Raw genomic sequence first — 24146 nt, forward strand, 5'->3', positions numbered from 1 at the left:
GGTGCGGGCGGCGGCGCGCGGCGCCCGGTCGGGCCGGGACGGCGCGCGGGCACCGGTCTCGGGGGCGGATCCGGCGTCCGCGCACCGCCGGGTCGGTCCCGGCCGGTCCGGCGGCCGTGCGTCGGCGGCCGGGGTGGGCGCCCGGGCGGGCGCCCGGGTCAGTCCCGGTCGGCCCGGTACTTGCGGACCAGGAGCTGGATGCGGGCGAGCAGCATGGCGTCGGCGTCGTCGGTGTCCAGGCCGAAGGTCTTGCGCAGCCTGGCGAGTTGCTGGCTGAAGGTGGTGCGGGGCATGTCGAGCGAGTCGGCGGCCGGGCCCTTCTGCTCGTGGTGGCTCAGGTACGCGGACAGCAGCTTCAGCGGGGGGTGGCCGGTGCGCGGTTCGGCCTCCGCGAGCCGGGACACCGAGGTGCGCACCGGCAGCGGCAGCCCGTCCACCGTCTCGATGATCTGGCGCAGGGCGACCGCGTCGGCGACCTGTTCGACGGTGGCGCAGTCGGGTTCGGGCGTCTTGCGGAGGAACAGCAGCCCGCCCAGGGCGAGTTCGGCGGACCGGCGGGAGCGGGCGGCGTCGTCCAGCCGGGCCTGGACCGGGCCGATGCCGACCGGTACCCGGACGCCCAGCCGGGCGGTCAGGTCCGCGGACAGCAGGCGGCCGTAGTCGGTGACCTGGGTCCGGGCCTCGGCCGGGGTCTTCGCCAGCCCGCCGAGCAGGACCAGGACGCCGCGCTCGGCGGGGAGGACCAGGTGGCCGCTGCCGGGGCGGGGCCGGCACAGGCGCACCGCCCGTTCCAGCTCGGCGCGGCGGTCGTCGCCCACCGGGCCGGGCGCGCCGACGGCCAGGACGGCGCAGTGGGCGTCGGCGGGGATGCCGCTGTGCCCGGCGAGCAGGGCGCCGGAGCCCGGGCCGTCGAGCACCGCGCGGGCCGAGCCGAGCAGCAGGGCGTGCCGGGCGCCGTGGTGCGTGTGGTGGTGCAGCAGGTGGGCGGCGGCGGTCTCGGCGGCGGCCCGCAGGACGTCGACGGCCCGGCTCTCCAGGGCCTTCCCGGTGATCGCGGCCACCCAGATCGAGCCGAGGCGCATGCCGCCGGCCTGCACCGCGACGGCCATCCGCTCCGGCACGTCCCCGTCGGGGAGGCGGTGCAGCACCCGGTTCGAGGACCAGAGCTGCTTGAAGAAGCCGTCCTGGTTCATCGCCCGGCGCCGCTCCTCGGGGACGGCGCCGGTCAGGACGGTCCAGAGCCGGATCCGGTCCAGGTCGATGCTCTCGGCGTGGTGCGCGAGGACCCGGGAGTCCGGGTCCTCGATGGTCACCGCCCCCTCGACCTCCCGGGCGATCTGGCGGGCCAGGCCGCCGAGGTCGCCCAGCAGCACGTTGCCGTGGTCCGCGACCGGGCTCTCCAGGGCGGCCCGCAGGGTGGCGACCACGGTCTGCCAGTCCGTCCAGGCGGCGCGCAGCAGCAGGGCGGTTCCGGCCCGTTCCGCGATCCCGCCCAGCCGTTCCCGGCGGGCCCGGTCGGCCACTCCCCGCAGCACCACGGCCGTCACCCGGTCCGCGCCCGCGTCGCGCAGCAGGTCCTCGGCGGCCGCCGAGCGCGGGTCGACCCCGATCGCGACCAGGACGGTCCCGGCCCGGTCCGGGCCCGGGGCGTCGAGCGGGTCGAACACCGACAGGTGCCGGACGGGGGCCAGCGGGTCCGGTGCCGCCACCGGGTCGACCAGGGTGTCGGTCAGGGCGAGCAGCCTGGCCAGGGTGCCCGCCCGCAGTGCCGATCTGTCCCACGCATCCTCGACCATCGGGCCGCCTCCCCGGAACGCACGCATCTCTGACTGGTGGTCAACTCCGCTCGGGCCGACCCGAGTCGGGCCATCGTAGGGCCGCCCCCGGCGGCTGTCACCGCCCGTCACGGGCCTGCGGCGGGGCGGGGCGCGGTCCGGGGGCGGGAGAAAAACCCGAGGTGGGAGCGGGTACGAACGGGTTAGGGTGGGCGCGTCCTCGGGCGGCTGTCTACCGCTCTTCTCGTGGCGCGACCAACGCGCCCGCAACCCAGGGAGTTGCTTCGGCATGGTGCGTGTCCTCGTCGGTGAGCTGCCGGCCGCGGTCGGTCGGACGGTGACGGTCAAGGGGTGGGTCGACACGCTGCGGCTGCAGAGCAAGGTGCGGTTCGTGGTGGTGCGGGACCACACGGGGGCGGTGCAGGTCACGCACCGGCGCGGGGGCGAGGGGGACGCGCTCGACGGACTGCTGCGCGGGCTGACGGTGGAGTCGGCGGTGGTGGTGACCGGCCGGGTGGTGGCCAACCCGGTGGTGAAGCTGGGCGGGCTGGAGATCGTCCCGGAGCGGGTCGAGGTGGTGTCGGCGGCCGAGCCCGGGCTGCCGATCGGCGCGGAGACCGGCCCCGAACAGCGGCTGAACTGGCGGTTCCTGGACCTCCGGCGCCCGGAGCGGCGGCTGGTGTTCGAGGTGCAGACCACGGTCGAGCGGGCGATGCGGGAGGTCGCCGCCGAGGAGGGCTGCACCGAGCTGCACACGCCGAAACTGATGGGCACCGCCTCCGAGTCCGGCGCCGAGGTGTTCGAGGTCGGGTACTTCGACCGAAAGGCGTACCTGGCCCAGTCCCCGCAGTTCTACAAGCAGATGGCCGTGGCGGGCGGCATCGACCGGGTCTTCGAGATCGGCCCGGTGTTCCGCGCCGAACCCTCCTTCACCTCCCGGCACGCCACCGAATTCACCGGTGTGGACGTCGAGTTGGCGTGGATCGACGGCGTGGAGGACGTGATGTCCTTCGAGGAGCGGATGCTGCGCCGGGTGCTGGAGCAGGTCGCCGAACGGCACGGCGGGGAGATCGAGCGGCACTGGGGCGTGCGGGTCGTGGTGCCCGAACTGCCCTTCCCCCGGCTGACGATGGCCGAGGCCGTGCGGAAGCTGCGGGAGGCCGGCTGGGACCCGGAGGGCGTCCGGGAGGACCTGGACCCGGAGGGCGAGCGGCTGCTCAGCGCGCTGGTCTGGCGGGAGACCGGGCACGAGTTCGTGTTCGTGACGGCCTTCCCCGCCTCGGTGCGGCCGTTCTACCACCTGCGCCCGGCCGACGACCCGTCCGTCACCGAGTCCTTCGACCTGCTGTGGAAGGGCGTCGAGATCACCACCGGCGCGCAGCGCGAGCACCGCCACGGCACGCTGGTCGAGCAGGCCCGGGAGAAGGGCATGGACACCGGACCCGAGGGCCCGCTCGGCCGGTACCTGGACTGCTTCCGGTACGGCATGCCCCCGCACGGCGGGTTCGGCCTCGGGCTGGCCCGGGTGCTGATGCTGGCCCTCGGCCTGCCCTCGATCCGGGACGCGGTGTTCCTCTTCCGCGGCCCGAACCGGCTGGAGCCGTAGGGGGTCCGGGGGTTCAGCGCCCGGTGCGGGCCGCGCCGGGCGGCCACAGGACGTCCACCGGTAGCCCGGCGGCCCGGGCAGCGGCGACCATGTCGGCCGTCCCGCCCGGCCCGTTGCCCGGTCCGCCGTCCCAGACCGCGACCAGCCGGTCGGCGAGCAGCAGCAGCCGGTCGTTGGCGGCGACGTACGCGGCCGGGTCGAGCCGGGCCGCGGGCAGCACCACCACCCGGTGCGCGGCGGCGCGCAGCCGCTCGAACGCGGCGCGCTCGGCGGCGGTGACGTCCGGGCCCGGGTGGCCGGGGCCGGGCAGCACGGCGACCAGGCGTCCGCCGCGGGCCAGTACGGCGTCCGCGAACAGCGTGTCGGCGCCCGGCGCGAGGCAGGAGACCCCGGTCAACTCCGCTGCGGGGCAAGGGGCGAGGAGCGCGTCCAGGGCGGTGCGGACGGCGCGTGAGGTGGCCGGGGCGAGGTCCAGGTGCCCGGTCACGGCGATCACGGGCATGTGGCGGGCGCTCCCCGGGCCGGTCGTCGGTGCGGTGCCCCAGATCCTGCCAGCACCGGCCCGGCCGGGAGGGCGTTCCGGTGCGCGGGGAGTCGGCCCGGATCCGCCCGAAGGCCGTTGTGCCGCACGGGAGTCGGGCCCCTTCCGGTCGTGGGCCGACGGTGTGCTGGACAGCGCGGACCGGCCGCCCGACAATCACGATATGGCCGCTCAGGAGTTCAGCACCCAGCTCGCCCGCCCCTCGCAGGCCGAGCGGGACAGCGCGCTGGAGGTGCTGCGGGACGGGGTCGGCAGCGGCCGGCTCTCGCACGACACCTTCATCCGCCGGATGGAACTGGTGCTGACCGCCCGCAGCCGGGCGGAACTCGCCGAGGTGGTCGGCGACCTGCGCACCTACGGGCCGGTCTCCCGGGCGCTGCTGCGCGGGGTGGCCAAGGTCTCCGCGCTCCAGGTCCGGCTGCGGCAGACCTGGCACGCCGAGCAGCTGACCAGGCTGCGGCTGCCCGACCCGGGCGTCCGGCGGCTGCGGATCGGCCGGATGACCGGCTCCGACCTCCGGCTGGGCGACTCGACCGTCTCCCGGCACCACGCCGAGCTGCGCTTCGAGGCCGGCGGCTGGGTGCTGTACGACCTGGGCTCCAGCAACGGCACCTTCGTCAACGACCGCCGGGTGGCCGGCGGCACGGCGGTCCGGGCCGGCGACCGGCTGCGCTTCGGCCGGCTGGGCTTCCACCTCACCGCGGACTGAGCGGGACGGCTCCGGCGCCCCGCCGCGGTGTGGCGGAAATCAATTTTCCTTAGACTCGGTAATGACGTAGTCTAATGACATGCCCGAGATGTCCGAGGACGACCTGCTGGCGGTAAGCCAGCTGCGGTCGTCCGCGATGCGCCTGGCCCGACGGTTGCGACACCAGCGGGTCGAGGAGTCGCTGAGCCCCACCGAGATGGGGGTGCTCGGCACGCTCGCCCGCTGCGGCAGGGCGACACCAGGTGAGCTGGCCCGCAAGGAGCACGTCCAGCCGCCGTCGATGACCAGGATCATCGCGATGCTGGAGGAGAAGGGCCTGGTGCGGCGCGAGCCGCACCCGGAGGACCGCCGGCAGGTGGTGGTCAGCAGTACGGAGCAGGCCGAGGAGATCCTCAACGAGTCCCGCCGCCGGCGCAACGCCTGGCTGGCCCAGCTCGCCGAGGGCCTCGACGCGGAGGAATGGGAGCGGCTGAAGGCCGCCGCGCCCGTGCTCTACAAGCTGGCCAACATGTAGCCGACCCGGTCCGGACCAGTCCGGCACCGGCCCGACCCCGTCCAGCACCCGTCCCGGGCGAACGAAGGAGAACCGCATCACCGCAGCACCCACCAGCGCCACACACCGCGCCGCGACCGGACGACCGGCCGCGGCGCGCCGAGGGGAGACCACCTTGACACCGCCGGCCGCCCGCGCCGCCGCGATCCGCACCGCGACCATCCGCACCGACCTCCGCACCGACCCCCGGCGCCTGACCACCCGCCCCGCGGGCGCGCGCCACGACGAACCGCTCACCGACGAAGCGGCCGCCACCGAGACCGCGCCCACCGGCGCCCCCGCCGCGCAGACCCAGGCACCCGCCCCCACGGGCCTGCCGGGCAGCGGCGACGACGACCCCGAGCATCCCACCGCGGCGGAGACCCCCGCCGCTTCGCCGGGCCGGTTCAGCCGCCCGGGAGGGATGTTCTCGTCCCTGCGCATCCGCAACTACCGGTACTACTTCGCCGGACAGGTGGTCTCCAACACCGGCACCTGGATGCAGCGCATCGCCCAGGACTGGCTGGTGCTCAGCCTCACCGGCAGCCCGTTCGCGGTCGGCATCACCACCGCGATGCAGTTCCTGCCCATGCTGCTGCTCGGCCTGTGGGGCGGCGTCCTCGCCGACCGGCTGCCCAAGCGCCGCCTGCTGATCGCCACCCAGGGCGCGATGGGCCTGCTCGCCGCCGGCCTCGCCCTGCTCACCATCACCGGCACCGTCACGCCCGTCGCGGTCTACCTGTTCGCGCTGCTGCTCGGCCTGGTCACCGTGGTCGACAACCCGACCCGGCAGGCGTTCGTCAGCGAGATGGTCCCCGCCAAGGACCTCGCCAACGCGGTCAGCCTGAACGCCGCCAACTTCCAGACCGCCCGCCTGGTCGGCCCCGCCGTCGCCGGCGCGCTGATCGCCGCGGTCGGCAGCGGCTGGGCGTTCGCCGTCAACGGGCTCTCCTTCGTCGCGGTCATCGGCGGCCTGCTCGCCATGCGCAGCAGCGAACTGCGCCCCGTCGAGCGGATCGCCCGCCGGCGCGGACAGCTCCGCGAGGGCCTGAGCTACGTCCGGGAACGCCCCGAGCTGCTCTGGCCGATGGTGCTCGCCGGGTTCATCGGCACCTTCGGGTTCAACTTCCCGACCCTGCTCTCCGGCTTCGCGCACGACACCTTCCACGTCGGCGCGGGCGCGTACGGCCTGCTCAACACCGCGATGGCGGTCGGCTCGCTCACCGGCGCCCTGCTCGCCGCCCGCCGCGGCGCGCCCCGGCTGCGCCGCCTGGTGTTCGCCGCGCTCGCCTTCGGCACGCTGGAGGTGCTGGCCGCGTTCGCGCCCGGCTACTGGACCTTCGCGCTGCTGCTCACCCTGATCGGCGTCTTCGGCCTGACCTTCAACACCTCGGTCAACTCGGCCCTGCAGCTCGGCACCGACCCCGAGATGCGCGGCCGGGTGATGGGCCTGCTGGTGCTGGTCTTCACCGGCGGCACCCCGATCGGCGCCCCGCTGGTCGGCTGGATCACCGCCCAGTACGGCCCGCGCCTGGGCCTGCTCGCCTGCGGCCTGGTCTCCGCCGCTGCGGCCGGCGTGGTCGCACTGGTCCTCGGCCGGATCAGCGGCCTGCGGCTGCGCCTGGACCTGCACCCGGTGCGGACCCGCGGCCGGGTGTTCTCGGTGGTGCAGAAGGACGACCTGGCGACCGCCTGCTAGTGCCGCGTCAGGCGACCTTCGCCCGTCGCGGCGCCCGGCACGCACTCTCGCCGCACCGGCCGAAAACCCAAGTACATCCAGTACGAGGGCTTCCGGCCGGCACGCCGACAGCACGCACCGGACGCCGCTCCTTCGCGGCAAAGGTCGCCTGACGCGGCACTAGGCCACGGGACGGGGGCGGAGTGGAGCCGGGCCCTCCGGTACGGACCGGTGCGACCTCTTCCCCGTCCCCCCGGCGGGCCGGGGGTGTGCGGCAGGATGGCGGGATGAGGCTCTTCGTCGCCGTGAACCCCCCGGCCCGCGCCAGACGGGAACTCGCCGACGCCGCGGCGCCGCTGCGCGAACTCCCCGGCGCGGACCGGCTGCGCTGGACCGAACCCGCCGGATGGCACCTCACCCTGGCCTTCCTGGGCGAGGTGCCGGCCGACGAGGTCCCCGCCCTGGAAGGGGCCCTCGCCCGGCTGGCCGGCGAACACCCGGCCCACCGGCTGCGGCTGGCCGGCGGCGGCACCTTCGGCGAACGGGCCCTCTGGGCGGGCGTCGAGGGCGGGACCCGCGCCCTGCGGGCCCTGGCGGCGGCCGTGCAGCGGACCCTGGACGTCGAGGACGGGGGACACGGCTTCCAACCGCACCTGACCCTCGCCCGCTCCGGCACCACCCGGGGACGGAGACCGGACGGGCCGGGGCAGCTGAGGACGATGGCCGCCGCGATGCGGGACTTCCGCGGCACCGAGTGGGCGGCCGAGCGGATCCAACTGATGCGCAGCGAGACGGGCTACGGCCCGGCCCGCTACACGGTGGTGGAGGGCTGGCCGCTGGGCGACCCGCTGCGCTGAGACCCGCTGCGCCGGGGCGGGACCGGGAGTGGCGCGTCAGCGTGGTCGCGGGGTGGTGCGCGTGGTTGTCCTGCGTCGTGATCCGGCTGTGCCTGCTCGGTCGGCCGCGCGGTCCCCCGCGCCCCTGGTGGTGCGTCCCCCCGGTCGGTCAGCCGTTGATCTCCGGGGTCGCGCGGAGCTGGATGCGGGACGGGTCGCTGGGGCCGAGTTCGAGGAGGGTGAGGGTGTTGGGGCCGGGGCGGAGGAGGGGGGCGGGGCAGTAGAGGGTGTGCTGGGGGCCGCGGGCGTCGTAGCGGCCGAGGAGGAAGCCGTTGGCCCAGAGGTAGCCGTGGTGGCCCTCGGGGACGGCGAGGAAGGTGTCGCCGGGGGCGTCGAGGTGGAGGGTGCCGCGGGCGAGCGTCTCGGGGGCGGGGGTGCCGGGGCCCCAGGCGGTGGTGCGGGGGAGCGGGTCGAGGGCGAGCGGTTCGGCGTGCCAGCCGTGCACGTACTGGCGTTCGTGGCGGACGCCGGTGACGCCCTTGGTCTCGCCGGTCCGCGGGCCGTAGTTGACCCGGCCGAGGGATTCGACGAGCAGGCTGATCCGGGCGCCGCCGCCCGCGGTGACGGGTTCGGCGGGCACGCCGCGTTCGAGGGCGGCCACGGGTTTGCCGTCCACCCGCAGGCCGGCCCGGTCGCGCAGTCCTTCGACGGTGAGCGGGAGTTCGGGGCTGGCGGCGGGGAGCGTCGCGGTGTAGCGGACCAGGCCGTGCTCCAGGCCGAGTTCTTCGAACAGCGGTGGGACGGGGGAGGCGACGGCGGGGCCGAACGGCAGCTCGGCGTACTCGTCGAGGATCACCTCGCGGGCGGCCAGCACCGGTGCGGGGGCGGGGAGTTCGGGGGTGCGGTTGTCCAAGTAGCGGACGAGTTGCGGCTGTTCGGCGGCGAAGTCGGCGATGACCTGCCGGAAGGCTTCGAACTTGGCGGTGGGCAGCCCGCGTTCGTCGAGCGGGGCGTCGTAGTCGTAGGAGGTGGTGGTGGGCTGGTAGGGGGAGTGCGTCCAGTCGGTGGAGTTGAACGGCGGGTCGGCGTGGTTGGCGCCGGCGGTGGTGCCGAAGTTGGTGCCGCCGTGGGCCATGTAGAGGTTGACCGAGCCGCCGGCGGCGAGGATGCGGCGCAGGGTGTCGGCGGCGTCGGCGGCGTCCCGGGTGTGGTGCGGCTTGCCCCAGTGGTCGAACCAGCCGTTCCAGTACTCCATGCAGAACGGCGGGTCCTCGGGGCGGTGGCGGCGCAGTGTGGCGAAGGCGCCCTCGGGGTCGGAGCCGAAGTTGACGGTAGCCAGCACGCCGGGGACGGTGCCGGCCGCGAGCATGTGGTCCTCGGGGCCGTCGGAGGTGAACAGCGGGACGGTGACGCCCCGCTCCCGCAGGCCGCGGGCCAGGTGGGCGAGGTAGTCGCGGTCGCTGCCGAAGGCCCCGTACTCGTTCTCGACCTGCACCATCAGCACGGTTCCGCCGGGCCGCCCCCACTGGCGCTCGACCACCCGGGGCAGCAGGACGTCGAAGAACGCGTCCACGGCGGCGAGGAACCCGGGGTCGCCGGTGCGGGCCCGGCGGCCGAGCCGGGCGGTGAGCCAGCCGGGCAGGCCGCCGTTGTCCCACTCGGCGCAGATGTAGGGGCCGGGCCGGACGATCGTCCACAGGCCCTGCCGGTGCGCCTCGTCGAGGAACGCGCCGAGCTCGTCGAGTCGGGCGTACCGCCCGGGCGCGGGTTCGTGCAGGTTCCACGGCACGTACGTCTCCACCGTGTTCAGCCCCATCGCGCGCGCCGCCGCCAGCCGGTCGGGCCACTGTTCGGGGCGGCTGCGGAAGTAGTGCACCGCACCGGACAGGATGCGCAGCGGTCGGCCGTCGAGGCGGAAGCCGTTCGAGTCGTAGGTGAGCATGCCCCTAGCCTGCCCAACGGTCCCGGGGCCAGCCCGGAGACATGCGCGGCGGGGCGGAACGTCGGGACGAGCGCCCTGTGTGCGGGGCGGGGCGTTCGACCGATTACCCTCGGAGGGTGGACCCGAAGACTCGTATGCGGATCGTCACCGGCGCGTTCGTCCTGCTGCTGGTCGTGGTGATCATCAGCGCGATCGTGCAGAAGTAGCGGCGTCGCCGTCCGACGGCGGCGGGGTGGTGCGCAGGCGGCTGATCATGCCGGGGGCGGCGAGGCCGGGCAGCAGCGTCCGCCACAGGGCGGTGAGGCGTTCGGGCAGGTCGGCGCGGTCGGTGTGGACCTGGGACATCACCCGGACACCGGTGAAGGCGGCGATGACGACGTCCGCCGCCTCGTCGGGGTCGAGGCCGGGCAGGGTCTCGCCGCGTTCGGCGGCGTCGGCGAGCAGGGCCCGGACGACGGCGCGGGACTGCTCGTACGGGGTGACGGCGGGCCGGGTCAGCGAGGTCCGTTCGACGGCGAGGCGGACGGCGGCGCGCAGGACGACGTCGGTGCGCAGGCGGTCGGCGAAGGCGAAGCCCAGGTCGATGACGGACTGCAGCCGGCTGGCGTGCGCGGGGACGGCGGTCAGGGCGGCGCCGTGGGCGTCCAGGACGGCGAGCGCGATGGCCTCCTTGGACGGGAAGTGGTGGTAGAGCGCGCCCCTGGTCAGGCCGGTGCGGGCGAGGATCTCGTTGGTCCCGGCGGCGTCGTAGCCGCGCAGGTCGAAGACCTCGGCGGCGGCCTCCAGGATGGCCTGCCGCGAGCGGATGCCGCGTTCCTGCTTCGTCACTCCGGTCTCCTCCTGCGATGTCGGGCCGACGTCTGACATGCCGACCGGTCTGCATCCTAGTGCTGGGGTCCGCCGGGCGTCGGAGGGCGCTGTTCCGGCGGGTGCTGGTCCACCGGAGATCGGGAAAGCGCGATTTCCATACAAGTCTGTCGGTATTCTGGGCGGCGGAGCGGCCCGACCGGCGGGCCGTCGGGGATGGGGGGCGGTCGCCGCGGAGTACACCCGGCTCGGCCGCAGCGGGCTCGCGGTGTCCCGGCTGGTGCTCGGCACGATGAACTTCGGGCCGGAGGCGGACGGGCGCGAGAGCCGCGCGGTGATGCGGCGGGCGCACGAGCACGGCGTCAACTTCTCCGACACCGCGAACGTCTACGGCACCCGCCCGGGCGAGACCTCCACCGAGGAGGTCATCGGCCGCGGGTTCGCCGGCGACCCGGAGCGCCCGCCGGAGGCGTACGCCTGGTGAGCGGGCGGGGCGGGGCGGGGCGGGGCGGGGCGGGGCGGGGCGGGGGCGTCAGGCGCCGGGCTCGGTGAAGACCTCGGGGGCCTCGTTGTCCAGCACCACCCGTTCGAGCGGCGCGGTCGGCGTCCCGCGCTGCTCGGCGTCCAGCCCGGAGGGGAGTTCGTCGACCCGCCGACAGGCCGCGGCGTAGAAGCGCTCGGCCGTCTCGCCGCCCAGTTCGGTCAGGGCGACCCGGACGGCCCGGCTGTCGGCCCTGAGGACCGGGCCCGGCCCGGGGCGCCGGGAGGCCCCGGCCCGCTCGCGCGGACCGGGGCCTCCCGGGAAGGCGTCGGATCAGCCGTTCAGGTGCTCGACCACGTAGTCGATGGCGCCGGTGAGCTTCTCGACGTCCGCCGGGTCGACCGCCGGGAACATCGCGACGCGCAGCTGGTTGCGGCCCAGCTTGCGGTACGGCTCGGTGTCCACGATGCCGTTGGCACGCAGTGCCTTGGCCACCGCGGCGGCGTCGACCGAGTCGTCGAAGTCGATGGTGCCGACGACCTGCGAGCGCTCCTCCGGCTTGGCCACGAAGGGCTGCGCGAAGGAGGACTTCTCGGCCCAGGAGTACAGGATCGAGGAGGACTCCGCGGTGCGGGCCACCGCCCAGTCCAGACCGCCCTGGCCGTTCAGCCACTCCAGCTGGTCGGCCAGCAGGAAGAGGGTGGTGATGGCCGGGGTGTTGTACGTCTGGTCCTTCGACGAGTTGTCGATCGCGGTCGGCAGGTCGAAGAACGGCGGGATGTACCGGCCGGAGCCGGCGATCTCCGCGGCGCGCTCCAGCGCGGCCGGCGAGAAGCTGGCCAGCCAGAGGCCGCCCTCGGAGGCGAAGGACTTCTGCGGGGCGAAGTAGTAGACGTCCGTCTCGCGGATGTCGACCGGCAGGCCGCCGGCGCCGGAGGTGGCGTCGACCAGGACCAGCGAGCCGGCGTCCGCGCCCTCGGGACGGCGGATCGGCATCGCGACACCGGTGGAGGTCTCGTTGTGGGTGAGGCCGTAGACGTCCACACCCGCCTCGGCGACCGGCAGCGGGTGGGTGCCCGGGGCGGTCTTGATCACCGTCGGCTCGGCCAGCCAGGGGGCGGCCTTCACGGAGGAGGCGAACTTGGAGGAGAACTCGCCGAAGTCGAGGTGCTGCGACTTCTCGCGCACCAGGCCGAACGCGGCGATGTCCCAGAACGCGGTGGAGCCGCCGTTGCCGAGCACGACCTCGTAGCCCTCCGGCAGCGAGAACAGCTCGGCGACGCCCTGGCGGACGCGCTTGACGAGGTTCTTGACCGGGGCCTGGCGGTGGGAGGTGCCCAGCAGGGAGGTTCCGGTGGCGGCGAGGGCACTCAGGGCCTCGGGGCGCACCTTGGAGGGGCCGCAGCCGAAGCGGCCGTCGTTGGGCAGATTGTCGGCGGGGATCTGAATCTGAGCCACACCCGCACCCTATCCCCCGGACGTGCGGCGGCGGTACGCCCGTCCGGCCGCTGAGACGTGATCTTGGCCGCTCCGGACAGGCCGCACCGGGGCGCGTGACCCCTGGTCAGGGGGTGTGCGCGCGCCCGGTGACGGCCGTGCCGGGGCTGACGGAACGTCAGCTTTTCACCCGGAAGTGGGTCAGCCGGCGATCTGCTCCCAGCCCTCGATCTCCTGCGGCTTGCGGGCGGCCGGGCCGGTGTAGCGGGCGGCCGGGCGGACCAGCCGGCCGGTGCGCTTCTGCTCCAGGATGTGCGCCGACCAGCCGGCCGTGCGGGCGCAGGTGAACATCGAGGTGAACATGTGCGCCGGGACCTCGGCGAAGTCCAGCATGATGGCGGCCCAGAACTCGACGTTGGTGGCCAGCACCCGGTCGGGGCGGCGGTTGTGCAGCTCCTCCAGGGCGGCCTTCTCCAGCGCCTCGGCGATCTCGAAGCGCGGCGCGCCGAGCTCCTTGGCGGTGCGGCGCAGCACCCGGGCGCGCGGGTCCTCGGCGCGGTAGACCCGGTGGCCGAAGCCCATCAGGCGCTCGCCCTTGTCGAGGGCGTTCTTCACGTAGCCGGCCGCGTCGCCGGTGCGCTCGATCTCCTCGATCATGCCGAGCACCCGGGACGGCGCGCCGCCGTGCAGCGGGCCGGACATCGCGCCGACCGCGCCGGACAGCGCCGCCGCGACGTCCGCGCCGGTGGAGGCGATCACCCGGGCGGTGAAGGTGGAGGCGTTCATGCCGTGCTCGGCGGCCGAGGTCCAGTACGCGTCGACGGCCTTGACGTGCTTCGGGTCGGGCTCGCCGCGCCAGCGGATCATGAACCGCTCGACGATCGTCCCCGCCTTGTCGATCTCGCGCTGCGGGACCATCGGCAGGCCCTGGCCGCGGGCCGACTGGGCCACGTAGGACAGCGCCATCACGGCGGCCCGGGCGAGGTCGTCGCGGGCCTGCTCGGCGGAGATGTCCAGCAGCGGCTTGAGGCCCCAGACCGGGGCCAGCATGGCGAGGGCGGACTGCACGTCGACCCGGATGTCGCCGGAGTGGACCGGGATCGGGAACGGCTCGGCGGCCGGCAGGCCGGGGGCGAACTTGCCGTCCACCAGCAGGCCCCACACGTGTCCGAAGGAGACCTGGCCGACCAGGTCCTCGATGTCCACCCCGCGGTAGCGCAGCGCCCCGCCCTCGCGGTCGGGCTCGGCGATCTCGCTCTCGAAGGCGACTACACCCTCAAGGCCGGGTACGAAATCCGACATCTGAACGGCTCCTTCAAATGATCCGACGGCGGCGCGCGGCCGTGGTGGGGCGGCGTGCCGGTGGCCGATGGTGATTGGCACTCGGTGTCAGACTGACAGGCACGGAGTGCATTGCGCCATACACCACGACGGTGATGTTTCCCCCACGGGCCGCTCCGGCCCGTCGTCTCCGGCGTCGTCGGCGGATCCTCCGGGGCGCACCGGGCGACGGCCGGACGGTTCCCCGGGCGGCGGGTGCCGAAGCGGTGGCGAGCCACCCTACTCCCGGCCGCCGGCCGGGCGGGGCGGCGCCCGGCGCTTGTCGTACGGAATGATGGGGGCGTGCCTACCGCGGAACGCCGTCCGAGCGCCGAGTCCCTGCCCGCTGGATCCGCCCCCTCCACCGGATCCGCCCCGCCCCCGGGGCCCGACCCGGCCGCGATGCGCGAGCACTACCGGCACGAGGGCCTCACCGAGGGGCAGCTCGCCGCCGACCCGTTCCAGCAGTTCGCCCAGTGGTTCCACGAGGCGCGCGAGGCGGGCGTGCCCGAGCCGAACGCGATGGTGCTCTCCACCGCCGACGCCGAGGGGCTGCCCTCCGCGCGCACCGTCCTGCTCAAGGGCTACGACCCGCGCGGCTTCGTGTTCTTCACCAACTACGGCTCCCGCAAGGGCGCCGACCTGGCGGCCAACCCGAACGCCGCGCTGCTCTTCCCGTGGATCGTGCTGGCCCGCCAGGTCATCGTCACCGGCCGGGTGGAGAAGGTCGGCCGGGACGAGACCGCCGCGTACTTCCGCACCCGCCCGCACGGCTCCCAGCTCGGCGCCTGGGCCAGCGAGCAGTCCAGCCCGGTGGCCGGCCGCGAGGTGCTGGAGCAGCGGTACGCCGACCTCGCCGCCCGGTACCCGGAGGGCGAGGGCGTCCCCGTCCCGCCGTTCTGGGGCGGCTACCGGGTGGTGCCGCGCACGGTCGAGTTCTGGCAGGGGCGGGAGAACCGGCTGCACGACCGGCTGCGCTTCGTTGCCGCGGGCGAGGGGGCCGCGGGCGGGGGCGCCGCGGGTGCCGCGGCCGAGGGGTGGCGGGTCGAGCGGCTCTGCCCCTGAGGCTCCCCTGCCGCAAAGCTGACCGTTCGTCAACTCCAGGCGGCCGCAAGTACTCCAGGGGGAGTACGTTGGTAAAATTGAGTACGTTTGAGGCGGCGGGCAGTGGGTAGCGCGGCGTAGACTTCCGCGCGGGTGAGTCCCGTCAAAAGGATGCCGGGGCCTCCGTTGTGGGCGCCCGTCGTCCGGGCGCAGAAACGAGTCATCATGGTCGCCGCCACCAAGCCCGCCGACAGCGTGCGCGCCGAGGAGTCCGCCCCCTCGCTGGCAGCCCTGGCCGCCCTCGGCACCGAGGAGCTCGCCGCGGGCCTGCACCGGGCCCTCCCGGGCGGCGAGTCCGGGCAGGTGGCCGTGGCCGCGTTCAACTCCTCGATCTGACCGGCCCGGAACCGAGCCGGACACGACGTTCCACCTGATCACCCGTGCCCCCCGCGCCGCGCCCGCCCGTCCCGTTCTCGCAGTACGTCATCAAGGTCCACGGCCGCTGTGACCTGGCCTGCGACCACTGCTACGTCTACGAGCACGCGGACACCAGTTGGCGCGGCAAGGCGCGGGTGATCGACGAGGCGGTGCTCGCCCGCACCGCCGAGCGGATCGCCGAGCACGCCCGCACCCACCGGCTGCCCGCCGTCCACGTGGTCCTGCACGGCGGGGAACCGCTGCTGGCGGGCCCGGCCCGGCTCGGCCGGGCGGCCGAACTGCTGCGCGCCGCGCTGCCCCCCGGGTGCGCCCTCGACCTGCGGATCCACACCAACGGGGTGCGGCTGAACACCCGCCACCTCGACCTGTTCGCCGAGCACGGCATCAAGGTCGGCATCTCGCTGGACGGCGACCGGGCGGCCAACGACCGGCACCGCCGCTTCGCCGACGGCCGCAGCAGCCACGCCAAGGTGCTCGCCGCGGTCGGCCTGCTGCGCCGCCCCGAGTACCGGCACCTGTACGCGGGCCTGCTGTGCACCATCGACGTGGAGAACGACCCCGTCGCGGTGCTGGACGCGCTGGTCGCGCTGGAACCGCCCCGGGTCGACTTCCTGCTCCCGCACGCCACCTGGGCGGACCCGCCCAAGCGTCCGGACGGGCTCGGCCCGACCCCGTACGCGGACTGGCTGCTGGCGGTGCACCGGCGCTGGGAGGAGCTGGGCCGCCCCGTCCCGGTCCGCACCTTCGACTCGATCCACCGCACCCTGCGCGGGCGCTCCAGCCTGACCGAGTCGCTCGGGCTGGACCCGTCCGACCTGGTCGTGGTGGAGACCGACGGGTCCTTCGAGCAGGCCGACAGCCTGAAGACCGCCTACGACGGCGCGCCCGAGACCGGGTTCACGGTGTTCGAGCACAGCCTCGACCAGGTCGCCGCGCACCCCGGCATGGTGGAGCGGCAGTCCGGGCTGGCGGGGCTGGCCGAGGAGTGCCGGGCCTGCCCGGTGGTGCGCTCCTGCGGCGGCGGCCTCTACGCGCACCGCTACCGGGCCGACGACGGCTCCGGCTTCCGCAATCCCTCCGTCTTCTGCGGGGACCTCTTGAAGCTGATCACCACCGTCCGCGACCGGACGACGCCCACCGCCGCCGTCCCGGCCCAGGACCCGCCCGGCGCCGCGCTGACCGACCGCCAGCTCGACGAACTCGCGGCGGGCTACGGCGGCGCCGACACCGTCCTGGCCCTGGCCGGGGCCCAACTCGGGCTCACCCGGCGGCTGGTGGCCGCCGTCTCGACCGCCTCCCCGGCCTGGGAGCTGGTCACCTCGCTGGACGCCGGGGACGGTGCCGCGCTGTCCGCGGTGCTGACCCACCCGTACGTCCGGGCCTGGGCGGTGCGCTGCCTGGCCGGTCCGGGCTCCGGCGGGGCGGACGCCGGCGGTCCGGGCTCCGGCGCGGCGGGCCCGGTCGGGGCGGACCTCGGCGGGGTGGCCGAGCTGGCCGCCGCCGCCGCGCTGCGGGCCCGCCGCTCCTTCGAACTGCCGCTGCCGGTCCGGGCCGGGGCCGTCCACCTGCCCACCCTGGGGCGGGTGCTGGTCGGCGGCGCGGGCGAGGCCGTGCTCACCGGCGACCCGGAGGGCTTCGAGGTCGGCGGCGTCCGGACCGGCTGGGACGCCCCGGGCGACGGCCGCTGGCAGCCGGTGCGGCGGGTCGCCCTCGCCGACGGCTGGACGGTCGCGCTGGAGGACACCGACCCGCAGCGCGACAGCCACCAGTGGCCGGTCGCCGAACGCCTGGACGAGGCCGAACTGCACGCCTGGAGCGGCGCGTTGCGGGAGGCGTGGGAGCTGATCGGCCGCGACCTGCCGGGCTACGCCCCCGGCATCCGGGCCGGGCTGTCCACCCTCACCCCGCTGCGGCCCGGGCCCGCCGGGCGGGACGTCTCGGCCGCCGCCCGGCAGGCGTTCGGCGCCGTCGGCATCGCCCGCCCGGCCGCCGCGCCGACCCTCGCCCTGCTGGTCGCCCACGAGTTCCAGCACGTCAAGCTGGGCGCGGTGCTCGACCTGCACGACCTGTACGACCGGACCGACCAGCGGCTGTTCCACGCCCCCTGGCGGCCCGACCCGCGGCCGCTGGAGGGCCTGTTCCAGGGCACCTACGCGCACCTCGCGGTCACCGAGTACTGGGCGGCCCGGGTGCGGGTGCTCGCCGACGGGCCGGAGCGCGAGAACGCCCGCTTGCAGCTGGCCAGTTGGCGCTCGCACACGGTCGGGGCGATCGAGGAGCTGACCGGCTCCGGCGCCCTCACCCCGCTCGGCGAACGCTTCGCCACCGGCATGCGCACCGCCGTCGAACCCTGGCTGGCCGTCCCGGTCGGCGCGGCCGCCGAGGCGGCGGCCCGGGCGGCGGCCGCCGAGAACCTGGCCCGGTGGCGGGCCCGGGTGGCCGCGGGGGCGGGCTGACGGAGCCGCCACCGGCCCGGCGGTTGGGAACGGACTCCCGCTGGGCAGGGTGGTCGGTGACCGGCCGCCGTCGTGGCGGCGTGACCGCTGTGCGTTCCAGGGCCGTGCGCCGGCCCGTGGCTGTGGGAGGCCCCGTTGTACGCCGTCTCGGAACTCGTCGCGGACCTGGACCGGCTGGGCGTCCGGCCGGGGGAGACCCTGCTGGTGCAGGCCTCGCTGCGGGCGGTCGGGCCGGTGGTGGACGGCGTGCACGGGGTGGTGCGGGCGCTCAGGGGGGCGCTCGGGGCGGACGGCACACTGGTGGTCTACACCGCTACGCCCGAGAACTCCCGCACCTCCTCGTACTACCGGGCCGCCGTGGCCGGGCTGACCCCCGCCCAACTGCGCGAACACCACGACCGCATGCCCGCCTGGGACGCCGCCGACACGCCCGCGTCGCCCACCATGGGACGGCTCGCCGAGGAGGTCCGGCTGCTGCCCGGGGCCCGGCGCAGCGGCCACCCGCAGACCTCCTTCACCGCGATCGGCCCGCGCGCCGGGGAGCTGACCGGGCGGCACCCCTGGCACAGCCACCTCGGCGAGGACTCGCCCGCCCACCGGCTCTACGAGGGCGGCGCCCGCTGCCTGATGATCGGCGTCCCGGTGTGGTGCTGCACACCGCTCCACCTGCTGGAGTACTGGCAGCCGGACCGCGAGGAGCAGCAGTACCGGTGCGTGGTGCGCACCCCGGACGGCGGCCGGGAGTGGCGCTCCTTCACCGGGACGCGGCTGCACGACGAGCACTTCCCGGAGATGGGGGAGGTGCTCGCCGCGGGCCTGCCCGAGCTGATCGCGACCGGCCCGGTCGGCGACGCCCGCTGCCACCTGATGCCGATCCGCGAAGCGGTCGATCTCGCCGACAAGTGGTACCGGAACAGGCAGAGTTGACGTCCGATCAGGTCGCGGCCCTATTCCATTCGGACCGCCGGTCTTCCTACACTTGAGTCCCTTTCGGGGGAACAGGGACAGGCGGGCTCGGGGGAGGCGCGTGTGAGCAGCGGTGCGGGTCAGGGGAAGGACGCGCCCCGGCCGTACTTCTTCCTCAGCTACGCGCACACGCCGCGGATCAATTCGCGGGGCGCGGCCGACCCCAACCTGTGGGTGGCGAAGCTCTACCAGGACCTCTGCGAGGCGATCCTGCAGATCACCGACGTGCCCTCGGGGCACCCGGTGGGGTTCATGGACCGCTCGATGCACCAGGGCCAGAAGTGGGCCGAGCGGCTCTCCCGGGAGCTGGCCACCTGCCGGGTGTTCGTGCCGCTGTACTCGCCCCGCTACTTCAAGTCCGAGGCGTGCGGCAAGGAGTGGCACCTGTTCAGCCGCCGCTCGGTCTACCAGCGCCGCCCCACCGCGGAGCGGATGACCGGCATCGTGCCCGCCCTGTGGGTGGCGATGGACCACTACCAGCTGCCCCGGGTCGCCGGCGAACTCCAGTTCAGCCACGACAGCTTCGGCCCCGACTACGCCGCCGAGGGCCTGTACGCGCTGATGAAGATCGACGAGTTCAGCTCGCAGTACCAGGCCGCGGTGCTGAAGCTCGCCCGGCGGATCGTCGAGGTCGCCGAGCAGACGGTGATCCCGATCGGCCAGGTGCTGGACTTCGAGTCCCAGCCGTCCGCCTTCGACCAGCCCGACAGCGGCGACCAGGTGCGGATCTCGGTCTTCTCCTACCAGCAGCGCGAACTGCCGCCCAACCGCAACGCGGTCTGGTACGGCGAGCAGCGCACCGACTGGCAGCCCTACCGGCCGGACTCCTCCCGACCGCTCTCCCAGGACGCCGCCGACATCGCCCGCAGCATGGGCTTCCAGCCCACCGTGGGCGAGTTCGAGGACGAGACCGAGCACCTGCTGGGCGGCGAGCGGCCCGCCGGGCCCAGCGTGCTGCTGGTCGACCGGTGGGCGTTCCTGGACGGCCGGCGGTCCGAGGCGGTGCGCCGGCTCGACCGGCGCAACCTCGACTCGGTCGCCGTCATCGAGCCCTGGAACCGCGACGACCAGCAGAGCCGCGACCACGAGCGGATGCTCAACGAGCTCGGCGACAGCGTGCTGGCCGTCAGCCGCGGCGCCCGGCAGCGGCCCAGCCTGCGCGACGAGGGCGCCGGCGGGGCCCCCGGCAGCATCGAGGAGTTCCGCGGCGAGATGGAGCGCGCCGTGATGCGCGCCTGCACCGCCCACGAGCAGCACCACCGCGGCCGCCCCGAGAGCGGCCCGGGCGAGCGCAGACCCAGCATCGGGCCCTGAGCCGGGCCCGGGACGGCACCTGCAGGACACCGGACGGTCGGGACTCCGGCCGGTGAGCACGGCGTGCGCACCACGACGGGCACCAAGGGCCCGGGGGAGGGAACGTCATGACCGAGAGGCCGACGAAGGGCCCGCAGATCCAGGCCCGCCGCCGCGACGCCACCATCGAGAACCGGCACGGCCGGATCGTCACCTTCTACTCCTACAAGGGCGGCACCGGCCGCACCATGGCGCTGGCCAACACCGCCTGGATCCTCGCCGCCAACGGCTACCGGGTGCTGGTCGTCGACTGGGACCTGGAGGCCCCCGGCCTGGCCCAGTTCTTCCGGCCGTTCCTCAACCCCGAGGTGGTCGCCGCCACCACCGGCATCATGGACCTGTTCGGCGACTACCTGGAGGAGGCCCGCCGCCCGATCGACCGGGACCCGGAGTGGATCGAGGACTTCGCCCGGATCCACCCGCACGCCCTCTCGCTGGCCTGGCCGCACTTCCCCGGCGGCGGCCGGATCGACCTCGTCCCCGCCGGGCAGCGCAACCGCGACTACTCGGTGGCCCGCCTCGACTGGGACCTGCTGTACGAGCGCTACGAGGGCCGCCGCTTCATCCAGTCGCTGCGCGCCGACATGAAGCGCCGCTACGACTACGTGCTGATCGACAGCCGCACCGGCCTCACCGACACCGCCGACATCTGCACCGTCGAGATGCCCGACGACCTGGTGGTCTGCTTCACCCTCAGCGACCAGTCCATCGACGGCGCCTCCCGGATCGCCCGGGTGATCGAGGACCGCTACGGCGACCGGGACATCCGGATCCTGCCCGTCCCGATGCGGATCGACGAGGGCGAGAAGGAGAAGGCCGACGCGGGCCGGGCGCTGGCCCGGATCAAGTTCTCCGGCCTGCCCGCCGGCTTCGGCGAGAGCGACCTGGCCCGCTACTGGGCCGGCGTGGAGATCCCCTACCGGCCGTTCTACGCGTACGAGGAGATCCTCGCCCCGTTCGGCGACCAGCCCGGGCTGCCCGGCTCGATGCTCGCCGCCAACGAGCGGCTCACCCGGGAGATCACCCAGGGCCGGGTCAGCGGGGTGCCGCCGATGCCCGAGGACCTGCGGCTGCGCTTCCTCGACGGCTTCGCCCGCCGCCGCCCCACCGCCCCCGCCGACCTGTACCTCAGCTACGTCCCCGAGGACCGGGCCTGGGCGGACTGGATCTCCGCGCTGCTCGCCGACGCCGGCTACCGGGTCGTCCCGCGCGACGTCGGCGCCGGGGCCAACCCGCGCGAGGCCACCGGGCGCGGCATCGACTCCGCGTACCGCACCGTCGCCCTGCTGTCCGCCGCCTACCTGCAGTCCCCGCAGGCCCAGGCGCTGTGGGACCGCACCGTGCTCGCCGACCCGGCCGGGGCCCGCCGCCAGCTGATCCCGGTCCGGGTCTCCGACGTCCGGCTCAACGCGCCCTACAACAACCGCAACCCCGTCGACCTGATCGGCCGCGACGAGCCCTCCGCGGCCGTCGCGCTGCTGCGCGCGCTCGGCCGCACCGAGCCCGACCTGCCCGAGCGCAGCCCCGGCGCGCCGCGCTTCCCCGGCACCAAGCCCACCTACTGGGAGGTGCCGCAGCGCAACCACTCCTTCACCGGCCGGGTCAAGGTCCTCGACGACCTGCGGGCCCAACTGGCCGGCGGCACCACGGCGGTGCTGCCGCCGCCGCAGACCCTGTACGGCCTCGGCGGCGTCGGCAAGACCCAGGTCGCGCTGGAGTACGCGCACCGCTACATGTCGCACTACGACCTGGTGTGGTGGGTCGACGCCGAGCAGAGCGAGAACGTCGTGGTCGACCTCGCCGACCTCGCCGGACGCCTCGGACTGCGGGTCGGCGACAACGTCAGCGAGGCCGCCCAGGCCGCCCGCGACGCGCTGCGGCAGGGCATCCCGACCCCCAACTGGCTGCTGATCTTCGACAACGCGGACGAGCCCGGCGAGATCCGCCGGTTCTTCCCCGACGGCCCCGGCCACATCCTGGTCACCTCCCGCAACCAGGGGTGGTCCGGACAGGCCGGCGTGCTCAACGTCGACGTCTTCGACCGCACCGAGTCCGTCGACCACCTCACCCGGCGGGTCCGCGGCCTGGCCCGCGCCGACGCCGACCGGGTCGCCGAGGCCGTCGGCGACCTGCCGCTCGCCGTCGAGGTCGCCGCCGCCTGGCTGGAGACCACCCGCACCCCCGTCGAGACCTACGTCAGCCAGCTCAAGGCCGAGGCCACCAAGGTCCTGGCGGCCGGCGAGACCCCCGTCGACTACCCCACCCCGGTCGGACTCACCTGGAACGTCTCCATCACCCGGCTGCGCGAGCAGTCGCCCGCCGCCGTGCGGCTGCTGGAACTGTGCGCGTTCTTCGCCCCCGAGCCGATCTCGCTGCGGCAGTTCTTCTTCTCCGAGCAGATGCGGCTCGCCCTCGTCCCCTACGACCAGGAACTCACCGACACCTTCCTGCTCGGCAAGGTGCTGCGCGCCGTCAGCCGCTACGCGCTGGCCAAGACCGACGCCGCCTCCGACTCCTTCCAGGTCCACCGGCTGGTGCAGGCCGTCGTCCGCAGCGGCATGAGCGAGGCCGAACGCGCCACCGCCATGCACCAGGTGCACCGCATCCTGGTCAACGCCCGGCCGCCCCGCGGCGACACCGACGACCCCGCCAACTGGCCCACCCTGGAGAAGATCTGGCCGCACCTCGCACCGTCCCGGGCCCAGGACTGCGACGAGCGCGAGGTGCGCGAACTGCTCATCGACCGGGTCCGCTACCTGTGGAAGCGCGTCGACCTCGAACAGGCCCTCCAGCTCGGCCGCCAGCTCGACGCCGCCTGGACGGTCCGCTCCGAGGGCGAACCCGACCCCGAGGAACAGCGCCTGTGGCGCCGCCAGATCTACAGCCTGCGCTTCCAGGTCGCCAACGTGCTGCGCTCCCAGGGCGCCTACAACGACTCGCTGGCCCTCAACCAGGCCACCCTGGCCGGACAGCGCGAACTCCTCGGCGATCACCACCCGTACGCCCTGATGACCGCCAACTCGATGGCCGCCGACCTGCGCTACCTCAACCGCTTCCAGGAGGCGCTGGTCCTCGACCAGGACACCTACGACCAGTTCGTCGAACTCTTCGGCGAGGACGACCCGCGCACCCTCACCGTCGCCAACAACCTCGCCATCGACCACCGCCTGGTCGGCAACACCGTCGCCGCCCGGGACCTCGACCAGGACACCTTCGAACGCCGCTCCGCCGTCCTCGGCCCGCTGCACCCCTACACCCTCAGCACCAAGTCCAACCTCGCCCGCGACCTGCGCGAGATGGGCGACTACAAGGGCTCGGCGGAACTCCTGCGCGAGGTCACCGAGGCGTTCACCGACGTCGAAGCCCCCGGCCTGCCCGAGGAACTGCGCAACGCCAAGTCGCTCGCCGTCTCGCTGCGCCGGGCCGGCCAGTACGCCGAGGCCCGCGAACTCACCGAACGCACCTACGAGCGCTACATCGCCCTGTACGGGCCCGACTTCGTCGACGCGCTGGCCTGCCGGCTCAACCTCGCCGCCGACTTCAGCGCCGCCGGCGACAAGGAGACCGCCCGCGACATCGCCGCCGACGCCTACGAGGGCCACCGCCGGCTCTTCGGCGACGACCACCCCTTCACCTTCGCCTGCCAGAACAACCTGGGCATCTACCTGCGCGGCTCCGGCGACCTGGTCGGCGCGGTCCGGCACGGCCGGACCGCGCTGCAGGGCCTCGCCCGGGTCCTCGGCGAGGTCCACCCGTTCGTCCTCAACGCCTCCACCAACCTCGCCAACGCGCTCGCGGAGGCGGGCGAACTGGCCGAGGCCGAGGAACTGGCCCGGGACGCCTACGACAGCCTCGCCGCCCGCTACGGCGCCACCCACCCCGACGCCCTGGTCTGCCAGGCCAACCTGGCCGTCACCGTCCGCGCGGCGGGCCGCCGCGGCGAGGCGGAGAACCTGCGGATGCAGGCCGTCGCCGCGCTCGTCGAACTCTTCGGCGAGGACCACCCGTCCGTCGTCTCCGCCCGCGGCTGGCAGCGCACCAACCGGGACCTGGAGCCGCAACCGCTGTAGGCGGGGGCGGGGGCGGGCGCACCGCCGGGCCGCGACCGGAACGGCGGGCCGCCGCCCCGGTGGCGGCGGCGGGGCCGGGGGGGGGGCGGCGGGGGGGGGGCCCCGCGGGTGGGGTGGGGGCTGTGCTTGTGGGTGGCGGATTGGGCGGGGCCCGG

17 protein-coding genes and 1 pseudogene are annotated in these 24146 nt (G+C 74.7%); 12 read left to right on the plus strand and 6 right to left on the minus strand.

Features of this window, described 5'->3' with window-relative positions; translation table 11 throughout:
- Positions 1-158: 158 nt before the first annotated feature.
- Entirely contained in the window at positions 159-1796 is a 1638-nt protein-coding gene (locus ACWEO5_RS30990; protein ID WP_452165494.1) for a helix-turn-helix domain-containing protein, read from the minus strand.
- A gap of 268 nt (positions 1797-2064) precedes the next feature.
- Between ACWEO5_RS30990 and aspS the strand changes: the two genes are divergently transcribed.
- Positions 2065-3381, plus strand: a complete 1317-nt coding sequence (gene aspS, locus ACWEO5_RS30995) for an aspartate--tRNA(Asn) ligase (RefSeq protein ID WP_452165495.1) — start codon at positions 2065-2067, stop codon at positions 3379-3381.
- A gap of 13 nt (positions 3382-3394) precedes the next feature.
- Here the strand turns inward: aspS and ACWEO5_RS31000 are convergent, their stop codons facing one another.
- Complete coding sequence (locus ACWEO5_RS31000) at positions 3395-3883, minus strand: hypothetical protein (protein WP_452165496.1); 489 nt, start codon at positions 3881-3883, stop codon at positions 3395-3397.
- A gap of 202 nt (positions 3884-4085) precedes the next feature.
- Between ACWEO5_RS31000 and ACWEO5_RS31005 the strand changes: the two genes are divergently transcribed.
- The 4 genes from ACWEO5_RS31005 to thpR all read left to right on the plus strand — a co-directional run bounded on the left by ACWEO5_RS31005 (position 4086) and on the right by thpR (position 7698).
- Positions 4086-4631: a DUF1707 and FHA domain-containing protein gene (locus ACWEO5_RS31005; protein ID WP_344553773.1), complete on the plus strand. Its 546-nt coding sequence runs from the start codon at positions 4086-4088 to the stop codon at positions 4629-4631.
- A 79-nt stretch (positions 4632-4710) separates the two neighbouring features.
- Complete coding sequence (locus tag ACWEO5_RS31010; RefSeq protein WP_452165497.1) at positions 4711-5145, plus strand: MarR family winged helix-turn-helix transcriptional regulator; 435 nt, start codon at positions 4711-4713, stop codon at positions 5143-5145.
- Between the two features lie 154 nt (positions 5146-5299).
- Positions 5300-6862 (plus strand): MFS transporter, encoded by a 1563-nt coding sequence (locus ACWEO5_RS31015; RefSeq protein WP_452165498.1) that lies wholly within the window; start codon positions 5300-5302, stop codon positions 6860-6862.
- 266 nt (positions 6863-7128) lie between these two features.
- On the plus strand, positions 7129-7698 hold the full coding sequence (thpR, locus tag ACWEO5_RS31020; protein ID WP_452165499.1) for an RNA 2',3'-cyclic phosphodiesterase: 570 nt from the start codon (positions 7129-7131) through the stop codon (positions 7696-7698).
- A 148-nt stretch (positions 7699-7846) separates the two neighbouring features.
- Here thpR and ACWEO5_RS31025 read toward each other — a convergent pair whose 3' ends face one another.
- Positions 7847-9619, minus strand: a complete 1773-nt coding sequence (locus ACWEO5_RS31025; RefSeq protein WP_452165500.1) for a glycoside hydrolase family 35 protein — start codon at positions 9617-9619, stop codon at positions 7847-7849.
- A 183-nt stretch (positions 9620-9802) separates the two neighbouring features.
- Positions 9803-10447, minus strand: a complete 645-nt coding sequence (locus ACWEO5_RS31030; RefSeq protein ID WP_452165501.1) for a ScbR family autoregulator-binding transcription factor — start codon at positions 10445-10447, stop codon at positions 9803-9805.
- 157 nt (positions 10448-10604) lie between these two features.
- Here ACWEO5_RS31030 and ACWEO5_RS31035 point away from each other — a divergent pair.
- A pseudogene (locus tag ACWEO5_RS31035) lies at positions 10605-10871 on the plus strand (aldo/keto reductase); the annotation flags it as partial.
- A gap of 369 nt (positions 10872-11240) precedes the next feature.
- Here ACWEO5_RS31035 and serC read toward each other — a convergent pair.
- Both serC and ACWEO5_RS31045 read right to left on the minus strand, forming a co-directional pair.
- The gene (gene serC / locus ACWEO5_RS31040) at positions 11241-12365 is read right to left on the minus strand and encodes a phosphoserine transaminase (protein ID WP_452165502.1); all 1125 of its coding nucleotides are present in this window, start codon (positions 12363-12365) and stop codon (positions 11241-11243) included.
- A 180-nt stretch (positions 12366-12545) separates the two neighbouring features.
- Positions 12546-13646, minus strand: a complete 1101-nt coding sequence (locus ACWEO5_RS31045) for a citrate synthase 2 (protein WP_452165503.1) — start codon at positions 13644-13646, stop codon at positions 12546-12548.
- Between the two features lie 321 nt (positions 13647-13967).
- On the opposite strand from ACWEO5_RS31045, the gene pdxH reads away from it, so the two are divergent.
- The 6 genes from pdxH to fxsT all read left to right on the plus strand — a co-directional run bounded on the left by pdxH (position 13968) and on the right by fxsT (position 23991).
- The gene (gene pdxH / locus ACWEO5_RS31050) at positions 13968-14729 is read left to right on the plus strand and encodes a pyridoxamine 5'-phosphate oxidase (protein ID WP_452165504.1); all 762 of its coding nucleotides are present in this window, start codon (positions 13968-13970) and stop codon (positions 14727-14729) included.
- Positions 14730-14933: 204 nt separating this feature from the next.
- Positions 14934-15104 (plus strand): FxSxx-COOH cyclophane-containing RiPP peptide, encoded by a 171-nt coding sequence (gene fxsA, locus ACWEO5_RS31055; RefSeq protein WP_452165505.1) that lies wholly within the window; start codon positions 14934-14936, stop codon positions 15102-15104.
- A gap of 44 nt (positions 15105-15148) precedes the next feature.
- A complete protein-coding gene (locus ACWEO5_RS31060; RefSeq protein ID WP_452165506.1) occupies positions 15149-17602 on the plus strand; it encodes an FxsB family cyclophane-forming radical SAM/SPASM peptide maturase in 2454 nt (817 codons plus the stop codon).
- Between the two features lie 135 nt (positions 17603-17737).
- The gene (locus ACWEO5_RS31065; protein WP_452165507.1) at positions 17738-18529 is read left to right on the plus strand and encodes an aminoglycoside N(3)-acetyltransferase; all 792 of its coding nucleotides are present in this window, start codon (positions 17738-17740) and stop codon (positions 18527-18529) included.
- Positions 18530-18631: 102 nt separating this feature from the next.
- Entirely contained in the window at positions 18632-19882 is a 1251-nt protein-coding gene (locus ACWEO5_RS31070; protein WP_344553759.1) for a TIR-like protein FxsC, read from the plus strand.
- A 107-nt stretch (positions 19883-19989) separates the two neighbouring features.
- Positions 19990-23991, plus strand: coding sequence for an FxSxx-COOH system tetratricopeptide repeat protein (gene fxsT / locus ACWEO5_RS31075; RefSeq protein ID WP_452165508.1), 4002 nt, complete (start codon positions 19990-19992; stop codon positions 23989-23991).
- Positions 23992-24146 lie beyond the last annotated feature (155 nt).

This window comes from Kitasatospora sp. NPDC004272 (assembly GCF_053603035.1).

Excerpts from the sequence above, each read along its gene's own strand:
- ACWEO5_RS30990 (WP_452165494.1), bottom strand. The coding sequence starts at position 1,796 with ATGGTCGAGGATGCGTGGGACAGATCGGCACTGCGGGCGGGCACCCTG.
- fxsA (WP_452165505.1), top strand. The coding sequence starts at position 14,934 with ATGGTCGCCGCCACCAAGCCCGCCGACAGCGTGCGCGCCGAGGAGTCC.
- aspS (WP_452165495.1), top strand. The coding sequence starts at position 2,065 with ATGGTGCGTGTCCTCGTCGGTGAGCTGCCGGCCGCGGTCGGTCGGACG.
- ACWEO5_RS31025 (WP_452165500.1), bottom strand. The coding sequence starts at position 9,619 with ATGCTCACCTACGACTCGAACGGCTTCCGCCTCGACGGCCGACCGCTG.
- fxsT (WP_452165508.1), top strand. The coding sequence starts at position 19,990 with ATGACCGAGAGGCCGACGAAGGGCCCGCAGATCCAGGCCCGCCGCCGC.
- ACWEO5_RS31000 (WP_452165496.1), bottom strand. The coding sequence starts at position 3,883 with ATGCCCGTGATCGCCGTGACCGGGCACCTGGACCTCGCCCCGGCCACC.
- thpR (WP_452165499.1), top strand. The coding sequence starts at position 7,129 with ATGAGGCTCTTCGTCGCCGTGAACCCCCCGGCCCGCGCCAGACGGGAA.
- ACWEO5_RS31045 (WP_452165503.1), bottom strand. The coding sequence starts at position 13,646 with ATGTCGGATTTCGTACCCGGCCTTGAGGGTGTAGTCGCCTTCGAGAGC.
- ACWEO5_RS31010 (WP_452165497.1), top strand. The coding sequence starts at position 4,711 with ATGCCCGAGATGTCCGAGGACGACCTGCTGGCGGTAAGCCAGCTGCGG.
- ACWEO5_RS31005 (WP_344553773.1), top strand. The coding sequence starts at position 4,086 with ATGGCCGCTCAGGAGTTCAGCACCCAGCTCGCCCGCCCCTCGCAGGCC.